The 16,093-nt window shown below is 68.0% G+C and carries 12 protein-coding genes; 9 read left to right on the top strand and 3 right to left on the bottom strand.

Annotation, left to right across the window (positions count from 1 at the left end; translation table 11 throughout):
- Nucleotides 1-365 precede the first annotated feature (365 nt).
- Nucleotides 366-1,385 (top strand): LysR substrate-binding domain-containing protein, encoded by a 1,020-nt coding sequence (locus IHE46_RS04830; protein ID WP_192163489.1) that lies wholly within the window; start codon nt 366-368, stop codon nt 1,383-1,385.
- Here the strand turns inward: IHE46_RS04830 and IHE46_RS04825 are convergent.
- From IHE46_RS04825 to IHE46_RS04815, 3 genes are all read right to left on the bottom strand, one after another.
- The gene (locus IHE46_RS04825; protein WP_192163488.1) at nt 1,351-2,073 is read right to left on the bottom strand and encodes a phosphoadenylyl-sulfate reductase; all 723 of its coding nucleotides are present in this window, start codon (nt 2,071-2,073) and stop codon (nt 1,351-1,353) included. The two genes, IHE46_RS04830 and IHE46_RS04825, sit on opposite strands and share 35 nt — an antisense overlap.
- Nucleotides 2,070-3,755 carry an assimilatory sulfite reductase (NADPH) hemoprotein subunit gene (gene cysI / locus IHE46_RS04820; protein WP_192163487.1) on the bottom strand — a complete coding sequence of 562 codons (1,686 nt, stop codon included), beginning with the start codon at nt 3,753-3,755 and terminating at the stop codon, nt 2,070-2,072. Before cysI ends, IHE46_RS04825 begins: the two co-directional genes overlap by 4 nt.
- Nucleotides 3,756-3,829: 74 nt before the next feature.
- A complete protein-coding gene (locus IHE46_RS04815; protein WP_343229987.1) occupies nt 3,830-5,656 on the bottom strand; it encodes an assimilatory sulfite reductase (NADPH) flavoprotein subunit in 1,827 nt (608 codons plus the stop codon).
- Nucleotides 5,657-5,815: 159 nt separating this feature from the next.
- Between IHE46_RS04815 and IHE46_RS04810 the strand changes: the two genes are divergently transcribed.
- From IHE46_RS04810 to IHE46_RS04775, 8 genes are all read left to right on the top strand, one after another.
- The gene (locus IHE46_RS04810) at nt 5,816-6,565 is read left to right on the top strand and encodes a sulfite exporter TauE/SafE family protein (protein ID WP_192163485.1); all 750 of its coding nucleotides are present in this window, start codon (nt 5,816-5,818) and stop codon (nt 6,563-6,565) included.
- A 105-nt stretch (nt 6,566-6,670) separates the two neighbouring features.
- On the top strand, nt 6,671-7,879 hold the full coding sequence (locus tag IHE46_RS04805; RefSeq protein ID WP_192163484.1) for a cupin domain-containing protein: 1,209 nt from the start codon (nt 6,671-6,673) through the stop codon (nt 7,877-7,879).
- Complete coding sequence (locus tag IHE46_RS04800) at nt 7,876-8,370, top strand: hypothetical protein (RefSeq protein WP_192163483.1); 495 nt, start codon at nt 7,876-7,878, stop codon at nt 8,368-8,370. Before IHE46_RS04805 ends, IHE46_RS04800 begins: the two co-directional genes overlap by 4 nt.
- 171 nt (nt 8,371-8,541) lie before the next feature.
- A complete protein-coding gene (locus IHE46_RS04795; RefSeq protein ID WP_192163482.1) occupies nt 8,542-11,385 on the top strand; it encodes a 2-oxoglutarate dehydrogenase E1 component in 2,844 nt (947 codons plus the stop codon).
- A gap of 59 nt (nt 11,386-11,444) precedes the next feature.
- Nucleotides 11,445-12,650 carry a 2-oxoglutarate dehydrogenase complex dihydrolipoyllysine-residue succinyltransferase gene (odhB, locus tag IHE46_RS04790; RefSeq protein ID WP_192163481.1) on the top strand — a complete coding sequence of 402 codons (1,206 nt, stop codon included), beginning with the start codon at nt 11,445-11,447 and terminating at the stop codon, nt 12,648-12,650.
- Between the two features lie 140 nt (nt 12,651-12,790).
- On the top strand, nt 12,791-14,230 hold the full coding sequence (lpdA, locus tag IHE46_RS04785; RefSeq protein ID WP_192163480.1) for a dihydrolipoyl dehydrogenase: 1,440 nt from the start codon (nt 12,791-12,793) through the stop codon (nt 14,228-14,230).
- A gap of 218 nt (nt 14,231-14,448) precedes the next feature.
- Nucleotides 14,449-15,045: a TIGR00730 family Rossman fold protein gene (locus tag IHE46_RS04780; RefSeq protein ID WP_192163479.1), complete on the top strand. Its 597-nt coding sequence runs from the start codon at nt 14,449-14,451 to the stop codon at nt 15,043-15,045.
- Nucleotides 15,046-15,096: 51 nt separating this feature from the next.
- Nucleotides 15,097-16,092 carry an acryloyl-CoA reductase gene (locus IHE46_RS04775; RefSeq protein ID WP_192163478.1) on the top strand — a complete coding sequence of 332 codons (996 nt, stop codon included), beginning with the start codon at nt 15,097-15,099 and terminating at the stop codon, nt 16,090-16,092.
- Nucleotide 16,093: the final 1 nt, after the last annotated feature.

The raw sequence follows: 16,093 nt of genomic DNA, 5'->3' as shown, positions 1-16,093 counted from the left end.
ATTCAGATATGGAATGGGCCACGCTAGGGACCACCCGCCACCGGCGGAAATGACTTTCGCGCCGGCACATATGCCGATGTGGCATGAATCGCCCCGAAGCCGCAGGAAACCGCACCCATGTGCGCCATCATCCACGCCAACGCCGACGCGTTCAGCGAGATCAGGAAATCGTGAATCCTATATTTGAACGTCTATACGTATAGACGTCCGAACAAAAAAGCATATAGACTCATGGACATGGCCTTAACACTTGCCACACCCGGACCATCCAGAACCTGCCTCCAGCAAGGCCGGACGATGCGATGTATGCGCGCGGAACACATCCGTTCGCCGCAGACACCATCGCCATAGATCACTGGATAGCCATGACCCTTACCCAACTCCGCTACCTCGTCGCCATCGCCGATTGCCGGCTCAACATCACCGCCGCCGCGGAACGCGTGCACGCCACCCAGCCCGGCGTCAGCAAGCAGCTCAAGCAGTTGGAGGACGAACTCGGCCTGCTGCTCTTCATCCGCAAGGGCAAGAGCCTGGATTCGATCACCGACGCCGGCGTGCGGGTGATCGAGCGCGCGCGCATCATCCTCGCCGAGTCGCTGAACATCCGCTCCATCGCCGCCAACCTGCGCAACGAAGCGCACGGCGAACTGCGCATCGCCACCACGCACACGCAGGCGCGCTTCGCCCTGCCCGCTTCTATTGCCGCGCTGAACCGCAGCTACCCGCAGGTGAGCGTGCACCTCCAGCCCAGCGGCGACGCCGAAGTGCTGGATCTGCTGGAAAGCGGACGTGTCGACCTGGCCGTGGTGAGCACGTCGGGCGCCGCTCCGGCCGGCGGCATCGCTTTCCCCGCCTATCGCTGGAGCCGCGTGGTGCTGGCACCGCAGGATCACCCGCTGGCGAAGCCGGGCCGCACGCCCACACTGGACGAACTGGCCGCCCTGCCGCTGGTGAGCTACGACTCCTCGAAACGGCCCGAGTCCTCGCTGCGCCGCGCTTTCGCCGCTTCCGGGCTGGCGCCCCAGATCGCGATGACCGCCGCCGACGCCGACCTCATCAAGACTTACGTGCGCGCCGGGATGGGCGTGGGCGTGCTGGCCGAGATGGCGCTGCAGCCGGGCGAAGACACCGACCTGCGCGTGATCGAGGCCGATGCGCTGCTGCCCCTGTGCACGACCTGGATCGTGCTGCGCAAGGACAGCGTGCTGCGCGACTACACGCTGGAATGGATCGCGCAGTTCGCGCCGCACCTCGACCGCAACGATGTGCGCCGCCAGCTCACGCTGGGCATCGCGCCGGAGAAGCCGCCGCGCGTGCCGCACTGGCGCGAGCGGCTGGCGGCCACGCCGATCACGACATCTCGTGCAGCCCGCATTCGCGCTTGAGCCCGAAGAACCGGGTGTCCTCGGCATCCATGCCAGGCTCCCAGCGCTGTGTGGTGTGCGTGTCGCCGATGGAGATGTAGCCCTGCTCCCATAGCGGGTGGTAGGGCAAGCTGTGCTTTTGCAGATAGCGGCCCACGTCGCGGTCCGTCCAATCGGCGATCGGGTGCAGCTTCCAGCGGTCCTGCCGCCATTCCACGAAATCGATGGTGCGGCGGCTGCGCGACTGGCCGCGGCGCAGGCCGGCGAACCAGCCCTGCACACCCAGCTCCGTCAGCGCGCGCTGCATCGGCTCGACCTTGCGGATGCGGTTGTAGCGGTCCAGCCCTTCGATACCCTGCTCCCACAATTTTCCGTAACGCGCCTCGGCCCAGGCACGACCGATCGCGGGCCGGTAGACCTTGAGGTTGAGCGACAGCCGCTCGCTGAGCGTATCGACGAACTGGTAGGTCTCGGGAAACAGGTAGCCGGTGTCGATCAGGATTACCGGGATGTCCGGCTCCTGGCTGCTCAACAGATGCAGCGACACCGCTGCCTGCGCACCGAAACTGGAAGAGAGCGCATGCCCGCCCGGCACGTGCTTCAGCATCCAGCGCACGCGCGCTTCGGCATCCTGGCCGCCCAGCCAGTCGTTGAGCGCGCGTAGCGCTTCGGCGTCATGGCCATCCGCGGGGAGTTGCGGCGCACTCATGCCACCACCTCTGCGGCGATCTTCCTGTTCTTCAGCACGCCGCTGCGCAGCAGGAAGTCGCCGAAGTGTTCGCCGGGCGCCCGTTCCGCGGCGTAGCGGGCGAACAGGGCGTCCAGCGCTTCGAGCAGGGTCGCCTCGTCTACGTTCTCGCGATAGACCTGGTTGAGCCGCTGGCCGCTGAAGTCCGCGCCCAGTCGCAGGTCGTAGCGGCCGATCGCCCGCCCCACCAGCGCGATCTCGCCGAGATACGGGCGCGAGCAGCCGTTCGGGCAACCGGACAGGCGCAGCAGGATGGGCGCATCGAGCAGGCCGTGACTGTCCAGCAGCGACTCCAGCCTGGGCAGCAGCTGCGGCAGGTAGCGCTCGCTCTCGGCCATCGCCAGCCCGCAGGTGGGCAACGCCACGCAGGCGATGGCATGCTGGCGGATGCCGCTGTAGCGGCGGTAACCGCCCATGCCATGTTCGGCCACGATGGCATCGATGCGTGCGCGATCCGCCTCGGCCACGTTGGCGATGATGAGGTTCTGGTTGCAGGTGAGCCGGATGTCGCCGGTATGCACGCGCGCGATCTCGCGCATGCCGCTGAGCCAGCGCGCCTCCCCATGGTCCACGAGGCGCCCGGATTCCACCTGCAGGGTGAGGTGCCAGCGGCCGTCATGGCCTTCGATCCAGCCGTAGCGATCGCCGTTGTGGTCGAAATGGAACGGCCGCTCGGCTGCCAGCGCGAAGCCGGCGCGCTTTTCGATTTCCGCCTTCACCGCAGCCAGTCCGCGGGTGTCGATGGTGTACTTGAAACGGGCGTGCTTGCGCTCCTCGCGATTGCCCCAATCCCGCTGCACGGCAATGATGGCTTCGGACAGTTCCAGCAGGCGGCCGGGCTCCACGAATCCGACCACGCTGGCGAGGCGCGGGTATGTCGTCGGGTCGCCATGCGAGGCGCCCATGCCGCCGCCGATGGCCACGTTGAAGCCCACCAGCTCGCCGCGCTCCAGTACCGCGATCAGGCCGAGGTCCTGCGCGAACACGTCGACATCGTTGAGCGGCGGGATCGCCACGCCGATCTTGAACTTGCGCGGCAGGTAGGTCGCGCCATACAGCGGCTCGTTCTCGGCTTCCGCCGCCTCGCCCACCAGCTTCTCGCCGTCCAGCCAGATCTCGTGATAGGCGCGCGTCTTCGGCTTGAGATGTTCGGACAGCCGCGCCGCCCACGCGTAGGCTTCGGCATGCGCCTGCGACTGCACCGGGTTGGTGTTGCACACCACGTTGCGGTTGACGTCGCCGCAGGCGGCGATGGTGCTGGCCAGCGCGGCATCAATGGCGGCGATGGTCGGCTTGAGGTTGGACTTGACAATGCCGTGCCACTGGAAGGTCTGCCGCGTGGTGATGCGCAGGCCGCTGGAGGCGTAGTCGCTGGCGATCCTGTCGAAAGCCAGCCATTGCGCCGGCGTCATCACGCCGCCCGGCAGGCGCGCACGCACCATGAAGGCATAGGCCGGCTCCAGCTTCTGTCTGCGGCGCTCCTCGCGCAGGTCGCGGTCATCCTGCTGGTAGCTGCCGTGGAATTTCAGGAGCTTGTCGTCGTCCTCGCTGATCGCACCCGTGACCGGGTCGGCCAGGCCTTCGACGATGCTGCCACGCAGGAAACGGCTGGCGGTCTTGATGTGTTCGAGATGGGAGGGCATGAGGGTGGCTTGCTTTTATTGAAAGTGCGCCATGAATGGCCGCTTCTTGATTCCCGCGTTCATGGAAGAACGCATTAATAGACGTCGCGGGCGTAACACCCTTTCTGCAGCAGCTCGGCCAGCCAGCCGCGCGCATCCTCGTCGGAGAGGCCACCGTGGGCGATGGCCACTTCGACCAGCGCTTCGTGCACGTCCTTGGCCATGTGCGTAGCGTCGCCGCACACGTAAAGGTGGGCGCCTTCGCGCAACCACGCGTACAGTTCGCGACCTTTCTCCTTCAGCCGGTGCTGCACGTAGGTCTTGGCCGCACCGTCGCGCGAGAAGGCGAGATCGAGGCGATGCAGCGCACCGTCCTTGAGCGCCTGCTGCCACTCGGTCTGGTAGAGGAAATCCTGCGAGAAGTGGCGGTTGCCGAAGAGCAGCCAGTTGCGGCCCGCGGCGCCCGTGGCCTGGCGCTCCTGCACGAAAGCGCGGAACGGTGCCACGCCGGTACCCGGACCGATCATGATGATGTCGCTGCTGCCGTCCTGTGGCAGGCGGAAGCGTTCGTTCGCTTCCACGAACACCGGCACGCGCGTGTCGTCACCCGCCGTGGCAAGGAAGGACGAGGCCGCGCCGAAGTGTTCGCTGCCGTGCGCGTGGTAGTTCACCACGGCCACGGTGACATGCACTTCGTCCTCGCCCACCAGCTTGGGACTGGAGGCGATGGAGTACAGCCGCGGCGTGAGCGGCCGCAGCGCAGCCACCAGCTGCTCCGCGTTCCAGCTCACCGGATGACGGCGCAGCAGGTCGATGGGCTGGTGCGTATCCAGCAGGCGCGCCAGTGCTTCGCGCTGCTCGGGCTCCAGCGCGCGCGCCAGTCCGGCGTCGCCGCTGGCGGCGGCATGCGCAGCCAACAGCGGGCGGCTGAGCTTGGTCAGCTCGCGCTCGTGCGTGAGCCAGCGCGACAGCGGCAGGCGGCGACCGTCGTGCGTCACTTCCTGTTCGCCGTCGAGGCGCAGGGCCCGCAGGTAATCCTCGACCAGCGCGGGCGCGTTGCTCGGCCACACGCCCAGCGCGTCGCCAGCCTCGTAACGCAGGCCCGAGCCCTGCAGCGAGAGTTCGATGTGGCGCACCTCGCGCGCACTGTCGCGCGAGACGATGCGCTGGTTCTCCAGCACCTCGGCGGCATACGGTTTTTCGCGGCCGTGCTGGGTGCTGTCCACCGCATGCAGCGCGACCGGACGCGGATTCGCCGTGGCCGCGGCCGGCGCGCGCAGTTCCTCGCGCGCCTTCGCCAGCACGCCTTCGCTCCAGCCTGCGCTGGGCACCTCGAAATCGACGTCGGCCTCGCCCAGTTCGGCGAAACGCTGCGCGCCCAGCTCGGCGAAGCGCGCATCCAGGCGGCGGCTCACCGCGCAGAACTGCGGGTAGCTGGAATCGCCCAGCCCCAGCACGGCGAACTTCAGTTGCGGCAGTTTCGGCGCGCGCTTGCCGTTGAGGAATTCGACGAATCCGATGGCGTCGTCCGGCGGGTCGCCGTCACCCTGGCTGCTGATGACCAGCGCCAGGTAGCGTTCCTGCGCCAGCTCGCGCACGGCGTAGGCGCCGGTGCGCAGCAGCCGCACGTTCAGCCCCGCCGCCGTGGCGCGCTCGGCCAGCCGTTCCGCCACGCGGCGCGAGTTGCCGGTCTGGCTGCCGTACAGCACGGTGAGCCGGTCGGCGCTACCCGCGTTCGCCGCCTCGGCGGGCGAGACGGCGGGCAGCGCGACGCGCGTGGCCTGCGCGGCCAGCGCGGCGGTCCACGCCGAAATCCAGTACAGCTCGGCCGGCGGCAGGCCCTCGGTCAGCCGGCTGAGCAGCGCAAGCCGCTCCACGGCCAGGGCCGGCGTCGGCAGTATCGGTCGCGTGGCAGCACTCACCTTCGTTTCCTTTTGGCCATCCATACGTCTATGCGTCCATGTTATTTACGTTAAACGGACACAAGAAAACACTTGTGGTCATGTGCTTATGCGGGGCGGTCATTTCCGGCATACAGGCACGCGTGATGACATGCACGAGCCCTTCTCCAGCGAGCACCGATGAGCAACCTGCCGGAATTCCTAGTGTTCGCCCTGGTCGGCGCCGGCGCGCAACTGGTCGACGGCGCGCTGGGCATGGCCTACGGCGTGACCTCGGCCGGCCTGCTGCTGGGGCTGGGCATGCCGCCGGTGATGGCCAGCGCCAGCGTGCATTACGCCGAGACCTTCACCTGCGGGGCTTCGGGGCTCAGCCACCTTGCGGCGGGCAACGTGCGACGCGGCCTGTTCCTCGCATTGGCGATCCCCGGCGCGATCGGCGCCTTGCTGGGCGTATGGCTCGCCGTGCACCTGCCCGCCTCGTGGCTGCGCATCGTGCTGACGCCCTACCTGCTGGGCATGGGCCTGTTCCTGCTCTTGCGCAGCGCGCGACGCCCCGGCGAGCGCACCGAACCGCCGCGCGGTACGTCGCTGCTCGGCATGGCCGTCGGCTTCGTGGACGCCATCGGCGGCGGCGGCTGGAGCGCGCTCACCGCCACCACCCTGCTCGCGCGCGGCATGCAGCCGCGCGTGGTGATCGGCAGCGTGCACCTGGCGAAATGCGTGGTGAGCCTCGCCGCCAGCGCCGCCTTCCTGTTCGGCATCGGCGCCGGCCACGTGATCGCGGTACTGGGCCTGATCGCCGGCGGCATTCTCGCCGCGCCGTTCGGCGCGCTCTTCATCCGGCGCGTTCCGGCCAGGGCCGCCACCGTGCTGGCGGGGCTGGCGGTGCTGGTGCTGGGTATCAACAATGTGGTGCGCATACTGCATTGAGAATCCGCCCGGGGGCGCCCGGCCCGGGCTTTCGCGGCAGCGCGCCTGCCGCCCGTGATCGGCCCCGCAGGGCGCCAATCGCGATCGCCCGCTTACAATGCGTGCATGAAACGCGCCCTCGCCCCCCATAAGCCCACCCCGCCCATCGAAGTCCGCGGCTCCGCCCGCCAACCCTTGGGCATGCCCCCCGCGCAATTCCTGCGCGATTACTGGCAGAAGCACCCCCTGCTGATACGCAACGCCTTCCCGGACTTCGTGCCGCCGATCGCGCCGGAAGATCTCGCCGGGCTGGCCTGCGAGGATGGCGCGCTGTCGCGCCTGATCCGCCACGACGAGGCGCGCGAGCGCTGGCAGGTGAAGACCGGCCCGCTGGCCGAGGCCGACTTCGCCAAAACCGGCGACGCCAACTGGACGCTGCTGGTGCAGGACGTGGACAAATGGGACGCCGACGTGGCCGCCCTGCTGGAGCCCTTCGCCTTCCTGCCCAGCTGGCGCGTGGACGACATCATGATTTCCTATGCCGAGCCGGGCGGCGGCGTGGGCGCGCACGTGGACCAGTACGACGTGTTCCTGCTGCAGGGACTGGGCCAGCGCCACTGGGCGATCAGTACCGATCCCGACGCACCCAGGGATTTCCGCCCCGATGTGGAGCTGAAGCAGCTGCGCGAATTCGAGCCCACCCACGAATGGCTGCTCGAACCGGGCGACATGCTCTACCTACCGCCCGGCGTGCCGCACGACGGCGTGGCCTTCGGCGGCCCGTGCATGACCTTCTCGGTAGGCATGCGCGCGCCCTCGCAGGCGGAGCTGACCGGCGACCTCGCCGACTACCTCGCCGAACGGCTGCACGAGGACCAGCGCTACGCCGACCCCGACCTCGCCCCGGCCAAGGCGATGGGCGAGATCGACGCGGAAGCGCTGGCGCGGCTGCGCCAGGCACTGCCGTTCGCCGCCGCGCTGGACGAGGAAACGCTGCGCGACTGGTTCGGCCGCTTCATCACCCGCTACCGCAACGCACAGACACCGGCCCTGCCCGACCGCGCACTGGACGAAGCCGCACTGCGCAAGCAGCTCGCCGCCGGCGCGCGCCTGCTGCGCCACCCGTGGTCGCGCATGGCGTGGAGCCGCGGCAAGTCCGGCTGCACCCTGTATGCGAACGGCCACGCATGGCCAGCACCGCTAACACTGGCGAAACAGCTGTGCGCGGAGCGCGAGATCGCGCTCGATGCCGCCCCTTCGGCTGCCACCGCCGATCTACTGCTGGCGCTGGTCAACGAAGGCTATCTGGTGCTGCGCAAGGCACGCCGCCGGTGAACAGCGACGACGGCGGCCGCCGCGCCATCGATGGCCGCGAAGCGCTGGCCGCCGCGCGCCTGCAATTGCTGGTCGCCACGCGCCACCGGCTGGTGCTGCACCTGCCCCTGCTGGGCAGCGAGGATTACGGCAACGACGCCGAGCTGGCCGAACTCAGGCGCATCGCCACCTCCGGCCGGCGTGCGGACATCCGGATACTGCTGCACGACCCGGCCGCCGCGCTGCGCGAAGGCCACCGGCTGGTCGGGCTGTTCCAGCGCCTCTCCAGCGCCATCGCCATCCGCACGCCGGTGGAGGACGTGGACCGCCAGCGCACCGGCGCCTGGCTGGCCAACGACACCGGCGGCTACCTCTACCTGCCCGACCCCAGCCAGCCGCAGGGCCGCATGGCGCTGGCCGATCGCCCTGCGCAGGTGCCGCTGCTGCTGCAGTTCGACGAGATCTGGGAGCGCTCCGCCCGTGCCAGCGAGCTGCAGGCGCTGGATTTGTAGCGCCCGCTGAACGCCGGGCCCCGGGCCATCCGCTTTTAGTCGCATGACCCCGAATCCGGCCCTTTCCGGGTTGCCGCGTCGCAGCAGCCCGAGGCTATAATTAACAGGATTTTTCGCCGACGATCCCGTCTCCCGGGATCGTGCTGCCTCCCTTCCCCAGCCGGTGGTGACGTGAGTACAAACCTGATCCGCGAGTTTTTCGAATCTTCCCAACTCGCTGGCGGCAACGCCGATTACGTCGAATCCCTGTATGACGCGTGGCTCGCCGATTCCGCATCGGTGCCCGCCGAGTGGAGCAAGTATTTCGAGACGTTCAAGGGCCGCGAGGCCGGCGACGTCCCTCACGGCGGCGCCATTTCGCGCATCGAGGCCGCGCAGAAGCAGCGCCACGTCGCAGTGGCCGCGCCGGTCAGCGACGAACACGCGCGCAAGCAGGCCGGCGTGCTGCGCCTGCTGACCGCCTACCGCTCGCGCGGCCATCTCGCCGCCAACCTCGACCCGCTGGGTCTCGCGCACAAGATGGAGGCGCCCGACCTCGGCCTGGCCTTCCACGGCCTTTCCGACGCCGACCTCGACACCGAATTCGACTGCGGCAACTTCGCCGGCGGCGGCCAGCGCATGAAGCTGCGCGAGCTGCTGGCGCGCCTGAAGAAGGTGTACGCGGGCACGGCCGGCACGGAGTTCATGCACATCTCCGACCACGCGCAGCGCAACTGGATCTACTCGCGGCTGGAACAGGCCAACGGCAATGCCGGGCTGGACAAGGCCGGCAAGCAGCGCGTGCTCGACGGCCTCACCGCCGCCGAAGGCCTGGAGCGCTACCTCCACACGAAATACGTGGGCCAGAAGCGCTTCTCGCTGGAAGGCGGCGACAGTCTGATCCCGATGGTGGACGACATCGTGCGCGCCGCCGGCGACAACGGCATCAAGGACGTGGTGATCGGCATGGCCCACCGCGGCCGCCTCAACGTGCTGGTGAACATCCTCGGCAAGCCGCCGAAGACCCTGTTCAACGAGTTCGAGGGCAAGTTCGAGCACCACCACGACGACGACGGCGCCCACTCCGGCGACGTGAAGTACCACATGGGCTTCTCCGCCGACGTGCGCACGCCGCAGGGCGGTACCCACGTGGCGCTGGCGTTCAACCCCTCGCACCTCGAGATCGTCAACCCGGTGGTGGCCGGCTCCGTGCATGCGCGCCAGGTGCGCCGCAAGGACAACGACCGCACCTCGGCGTTCGCCGTGCTGGTCCACGGCGACGCGGCGATGGCGGGCCAGGGCGTGAACATGGAACTGTTCAACATGTCGCAGGCCCGCGGCTTCAAGATCGGCGGCACCCTGCACATCGTGGTGAACAACCAGGTGGGCTTCACCACCTCGAACCCGCAGGACGCGCGCTCCACGCTGTACTGCACCGACCTGGCCAAGATGGTCAACGCGCCGGTGTTCCACGTGAACGGCGACGACCCGGAGGCGGTGATCCAGGTCACCCGCCTCGCCTACGAATTCCGCAAGCAGTTCCGCAAGGACGTGGTGATCGACCTGGTGTGCTACCGCCGCCACGGTCACAACGAGGCGGACGAACCCTCCGCCACGCAGCCGGTGATGTACCAGGTCATCAAGAAGCTGCCGACCACGCGCGAACTGTACTCGCGCGAGCTGGTGAAGCAGGGCGTGCTGGCCGACGGCGACGCGCAGAAGCAGTTCGACGCCTACCGCGACCGCCTCGAGGCCGGCTCGGCGATGACCGACCTGCACCCGTCGCTGACCAAGGACGTGGAAGTCGAGTGGACCCAGTTCCTCGGCAACAAGCTCGCCACCCCGGCCAAGACCGGCGTGGAGAAGAAGAAGCTGGTGGAACTGGCCAAGCGCATCCTGGACATCCCCAAGGACATCACCCTGCAGTCGCGTGTCGCCAAGATCTACGACGACCGCCGCAAGATGGCCGCCGGCGAGCAGCCGGGCGACTGGGGCTTCGCCGAGAACCTCGCCTACGCCACCCTGATCGACGAAGGCCACAACCTGCGCCTGGTCGGCCAGGACGCCGGCCGCGGCACGTTCTTCCACCGCCATGCGGTGCTGCACGACCAGAAGGACGGCCACACCTTCATGCCGCTGGCCACGCTGCGCGCCGACGCCGACGTGGAAGTGATCGACTCGCTGCTCAGCGAAGAGGCGGTGATGGCCTTCGAATACGGCCACGCCACCACCGACCCGCACACGCTCAACATCTGGGAAGCGCAGTTCGGCGACTTCGCCAACGGCGCGCAGGTGGTGATCGACCAGTTCATCAGCTCCGGCGAAGCCAAGTGGGACCGCCTCTGCGGCCTGGCGCTGTACCTGCCGCACGGCTACGAGGGCCAGGGCCCGGAGCACTCCTCCGCCCGCCTCGAGCGCTTCCTGCAGCTGTGCGCGATGGAGAACATGCAGGTCTGCGTGCCCACCACGCCGGCGCAGGATTTCCACATGATCCGCCGCCAGATGATGCGCCCGGTGCGCAAGCCGCTGATCGTGATGACACCGAAGTCGTTGCTGCGCCACAAGCTGGCCGTCTCCACACTGGACGAACTGGCCAACGGCAGCTTCCAGCTGGTGATCGGCGAGCACCGCGAACTCGCGGCGAAGAAGGTCAAGCGCGTGGTGCTGTGCTCGGGCAAGGTCTACTACGACCTGCTGGAAGACGCCGAGAAGCGTGGCGCCAACGACGTCGCCATCGTGCGCGTGGAGCAGCTCTACCCGTTCCCGCGCGCCGAGGTCGTGGCCGAACTGGAGAAGTACCCCTCCGTCAAGGAAGTGGTGTGGTGCCAGGAAGAGCCGATGAACCAGGGCGCCTGGTTCCAGATCCGCCACCACCTGCAGGCCTGCGTGGGCACCAAGCAGAGCCTTTCCTACGCCGGCCGCGCCCGTTCGGCCGCCCCGGCCGCGGGCCACCTCAACGACCACGTGGCCGAACAGGCCGCCCTGGTCGAACAGGCGCTGGTCGCACCGGTCGGCACCGACCATTCGGCAGAATAAAATCACCCAGTTCGACTTTCGCGCCCTGAGACGGACGCAAAAACCAACAGGATCAACCCATGTCCACTGAAGTCAAAGTCCCCGTTCTGCCCGAGTCGGTCTCCGACGCCACCATCGCCACCTGGCACAAGAAGGCCGGCGACGCGGTGAAGCGCGACGAGAACCTGGTCGACCTGGAAACCGACAAGGTGGTGCTGGAAGTGCCGGCGCCGGTCGACGGCGTGCTCAAGGAAATCAAGTTCGAGAGCGGCGCGACCGTGAACAGCCAGCAGGTGATCGCGGTGATCGAGGAAGGCGCGGCGGCTGCCGCCCCGGCTCCGGCTGCTTCGGCTCCTGCCCCTGCGGCACCCGCGCCTGCCGCCGCTGCGCCGGCCCCTGCCGCGCCGAAGGCCGCCGCGGCCGAGCTCTCCCCGGCCGCGCAGCGCGTCGCCACCGAGAACAAGGTCGATACGTCTAGCGTCACCGGCACTGGCCGCGACGGCCGCATCATCAAGGAAGACGTGGTCAACGCCGGCTCGCGTCCGGCGGCTGCGCCTGCCGCCCCGGCCGCCGCCACTCCGGGCGCCCGTCCGGAAGAGCGCGTGCCGATGACCCGCATGCGCGCCAAGATTGCCGAGCGCCTGATGCAGTCGAAGAACTCGATCGCCATGCTCACCTCGTTCAACGAAGTGAACCTGGCCGCGGTCAGCAAGATGCGCAAGGACCTCGGCGAGCAGTTCCAGAAGGAGCACGGCGTGAAGCTCGGCTTCATGAGCTTCTTCGTCAAGGCCACGGTCGAGGCGCTGAAGCGCCACCCGATCATCAACGCCTCGGTGGACGGCAACGACGTCATCTACCACGGCTACCAGGACGTCTCCATCGCCGTGTCCACCGACAAGGGCCTGGTCACCCCGGTGCTGCGCAACGCCGAGAATATGAGCTTCGCCGATATCGAAAAGGGCATCGCCGACTACGCCAAGAAGGCGCGCGACGGCAAGCTCACCCTGGAAGACCTGCAGGGGGGCACCTTCACCATCACCAACGGCGGCACCTTCGGCTCGCTGCTCTCCACCCCGATCGTGAACCCGCCGCAGAGCGCCATCCTCGGCATGCACACGATCAAGGAGCGCGCCATCGTCGAGAACGGCCAGGTGATCGCCGCGCCGATGATGTACCTCGCGATCAGCTACGACCACCGCATCATCGACGGCAAGGATGCGGTGCTGTTCCTGGTCGACATCAAGAACCAGCTCGAGAACCCGCACAAGATGCTGTTGGGCATCTGACGCATGTGAGCGCCCCCGCTCACATGCAAACAGGTGCGAAGCTCTGGCGGCGAACGTAAGCGAAAAGCACGCGTTCGCCGCATACCTCCCCCGCTTCACCTTGGCGCCCACACCCGGGCGTCATGCAGCAAGGAAATCTCATGAGCGACAAATTCGACGTCATCGTCATCGGCGCCGGCCCCGCCGGCTATGTGGCCGCGATCCGCGCCGCACAGCTGGGCCTGAAGACCGCGTGCGTGGATGCCTTCACCGGCAAGGACGGCAAGCAGGCCCTCGGCGGCACCTGCCTCAACGTGGGCTGCATCCCGTCCAAGGCGCTGCTGGATTCCTCGCGCCAGTACTGGAACATCGCGCACAACTTCCCGGTGCACGGCATCAGCGTGAAGGACGCCAAGGTCGACCTGGCCACCTTCATCGGCCGCAAGGACAAGATCGTCAAGCAGTTCACCGGCGGCATCGGCCAGCTGTTCAAGGCCAACAAGGTCACCGCGTTCTTCGGTACCGGCAAGCTGCTCGGCTCCAAAGCGGGCGACAGCAAGAGCGTGGAAATCACCGCAGCTGACGGCAGCAAGCAGACGATCAGCGCCACCAACGTAATCCTCGCCTCCGGCTCCATTCCGATCGAGTTGCCGTTCGCCAAGTTCGACGGCAAGAACATTGTCGACAACGCCGGCGCGCTGGACTTCACCGAAGTGCCGAAGCGCCTGGGCGTGATCGGCGCCGGCGTGATCGGCCTCGAGCTCGGCAGCGTGTGGCGCCGCATGGGCTCCGAGGTCACCATCATCGAGGCGCTGCCCGATTTCCTCTCGGTGGCCGACGCCGACATCGCCAAGCTTGCCGCGAAGGAATTCGCCAAGCAGGGCCTGGACATCAAGCTCGACGCCAAGCTCAACAAGGCCGAGGTGAAGAAGGACGGCGTGCACCTCACCTACACCGACAAGAGCGGCGAGCAGCAGTTGGTGGTCGACAAGCTGCTGGTGGCCGTGGGCCGCCGCGCCTACAGCACCGGCCTGCTGGCCGACGACACCGGCGTGAAGCTGGACGAGCGCGGCCGCATCGTGGTGGACGAGCACTGCCACACCGGCGTGGACGGCGTGTGGGCGATCGGCGACGCCGTACGCGGCCCGATGCTGGCGCACAAGGGTTCCGAGGAAGGCGTGGCGGTGGCCGAGTGGATCGCCGGCAAGGCCGGCCACGTCAACTACGACACCGTGCCCTTCGTGATCTACACCGAGCCGGAAGTGGCCTGGGCGGGCAAGACCGAGAAGGAACTGAAGGACGCCGGCGTGCCGTACAAGGTCGGCACCTTCCCGTTCGCCGCCATCGGCCGCGCCGTGGCGATGAACGAGGCCGTGGGCCAGGTGAAGATGATCGCCCACGCCGACACCGACCGCATCCTCGGCGTGCACATGGTCGGGCCGGGCGTGTCCGAGCTGATCGCCGAGTGCGTGGTGGCGATGGAATTCAAGGGCTCTTCCGAAGACCTCGCCCGCATCGTCCATGCCCATCCGACCCTGTCGGAAGCCGTGCACGAGGCGGCGCTGTCGGTGGACAAGCGCGCCATCCACAAGGGCAATTGAGCGCCCGCGCAACGACACATGGCCCGCTCGTGGCGACATGGGCGGGCCATGTCGTTTGAACTCCCCGTAATCTTCCCCGCCGTCATTCCGGCGAAGGCCGGAATCCAGTTTTAATGCGTTGTGCGAAGCACTCAAAAAAGCTTTGTGTCCTTCGGACGCATACGTGGACTGGATTGCGGCCTTCGCCGGAATGACGAGCTAAAAACGAGCCCTTCGCCATGCCCCAACCCACTTCCCTCTGCGTCTACTGCGGCTCCAGCCCCGGCAAGCATCCCGCATACGCCGAACAGGCGCGCGCCTTCGGCACCGAAATGGCGAAGCGCGGCATCGCCCTGGTATACGGCGGCGGCAACGTGGGCCTGATGGGCATCGTCGCCGACGCGGTGCTCGCCGGCGGCGGCAGGGTCGTGGGCGTGATCCCGCGCCAGCTGGTCGAGCGCGAAGTGGCGCACAAGGGCCTCAGCGAGCTGGTGGTGGTGGACACCATGCACCAGCGCAAGACGCGCATGTACGAGCTCTCCGATGCCTTCGTCGCCCTGCCCGGCGGCTTCGGCACCATGGACGAGATGTTCGAGATGCTGACCTGGGCGCAGCTCGGCCTGCACCGTTATCCCTGCGCCTTCCTCGACGTGCGCGGCTACTACGCGCAGCTGCGCAGCCTGATGGACCACATGGTCGTCGAGGGCTTCGTGCAGCCGGGGCAGCGCGACAGCGTGTGGTTCGGCGACTCGACGCCCGCGTTGTTCGACTGGATGGCCCAGTACGACGGCGGCACGGCGGCGCGCGTGATCGGCCCGTCCAGCATCAAGGCCTGAGAGGATGCCTGGAACACCTCCTAAAGAATCTGCCGTTCCCCGGAGACTGCCATGACCACCTTCAACGCCTTCCGCATCCACAACGACGACGCGGGCTACCGTACCGGCCTCGAGCGGATCGGCACCGACGCGCTGACGCCCGGCGAAGTGCTGGTCAAGGTCGCCTACTCCTCGGTGAACTACAAGGATGCGCTGGCCGGCACCGGCAAGGGCAGGATCTTGCGCCACTATCCGCTCAACGGCGGCATCGACGTGGCCGGCCATGTGGCCGCCTCCACCGATCCCCGGTTCAAGGAAGGCGACGCCGTGCTGTGCACCGGCAGCGGCCTTTCGGAAACCCGCGATGGCGGCTACGCCGAATACGCGCGGCTGGACGCGCGCTGGACGATCCCGCTGCCCGCGGGTCTCGGCCTGCGCGAAAGCATGATCCTCGGCACGGCCGGCTTCACCGCCGCGCTGGCGCTGCTGCACATGCTGGACAACGGCCAGACGCCCGCGCTCGGCCCGATCGCCGTCACCGGCGCCAGCGGCGGCGTGGGCCAGCTCGCCATCGACATCTTCAGCCGCGCCGGCTACACGGTGCATGCGATCAGCGGCAAGGCGGCACATTTCGATTTCCTGAAGTCGCTGGGCGCCGCGGAATGCATCGACCGCCACGCGCTCGCCTTCAGCGGCAAGCCGATGGATTCGGCCCGCTTCGGCGGCGCGCTGGACAACGTGGGCGGCGCGATGCTGGCCGGCCTGCTGCCGCTGGTCGCGCCCTACGGCAACGTGGCGATCTGCGGCAATGCCGGCGGCATCGCCTTCGACGGCACGGTGATGCCCTTCATCATCCGCGGCGTGAACCTGCTGGGCGTGGCCTCGGCCGGCACCGCGCGCCCGATGCGCGACCGCGTATGGCAGCACCTGGCCGGCGACTGGAAGCCGCGCCACCTGGAGCGCATCGCCACCCGCGAAGCCACGCTGGGCGAGCTCCCGGCCGTGTTCGAACGCATGGTGGCCGGCGACTCCTTCGGCCGTACCGTGGTGCGCGTCGCCGGCGGCTGAC

Source organism: Rhodanobacter sp. DHG33 (assembly GCF_014843005.1).
Classification (GTDB): Bacteria; Pseudomonadota; Gammaproteobacteria; order Xanthomonadales; family Rhodanobacteraceae; genus Rhodanobacter_A.
This window is presented reverse-complemented; position numbering and strand designations above follow the sequence as displayed.

Excerpts from the sequence above, each read along its gene's own strand:
- IHE46_RS04810 (WP_192163485.1), top strand. The coding sequence starts at position 5,816 with ATGAGCAACCTGCCGGAATTCCTAGTGTTCGCCCTGGTCGGCGCCGGC.
- IHE46_RS04775 (WP_192163478.1), top strand. The coding sequence starts at position 15,097 with ATGACCACCTTCAACGCCTTCCGCATCCACAACGACGACGCGGGCTAC.
- IHE46_RS04805 (WP_192163484.1), top strand. The coding sequence starts at position 6,671 with ATGAAACGCGCCCTCGCCCCCCATAAGCCCACCCCGCCCATCGAAGTC.
- IHE46_RS04830 (WP_192163489.1), top strand. The coding sequence starts at position 366 with ATGACCCTTACCCAACTCCGCTACCTCGTCGCCATCGCCGATTGCCGG.
- cysI (WP_192163487.1), bottom strand. The coding sequence starts at position 3,755 with ATGCCCTCCCATCTCGAACACATCAAGACCGCCAGCCGTTTCCTGCGT.
- odhB (WP_192163481.1), top strand. The coding sequence starts at position 11,445 with ATGTCCACTGAAGTCAAAGTCCCCGTTCTGCCCGAGTCGGTCTCCGAC.
- IHE46_RS04780 (WP_192163479.1), top strand. The coding sequence starts at position 14,449 with ATGCCCCAACCCACTTCCCTCTGCGTCTACTGCGGCTCCAGCCCCGGC.
- IHE46_RS04825 (WP_192163488.1), bottom strand. The coding sequence starts at position 2,073 with ATGAGTGCGCCGCAACTCCCCGCGGATGGCCATGACGCCGAAGCGCTA.
- lpdA (WP_192163480.1), top strand. The coding sequence starts at position 12,791 with ATGAGCGACAAATTCGACGTCATCGTCATCGGCGCCGGCCCCGCCGGC.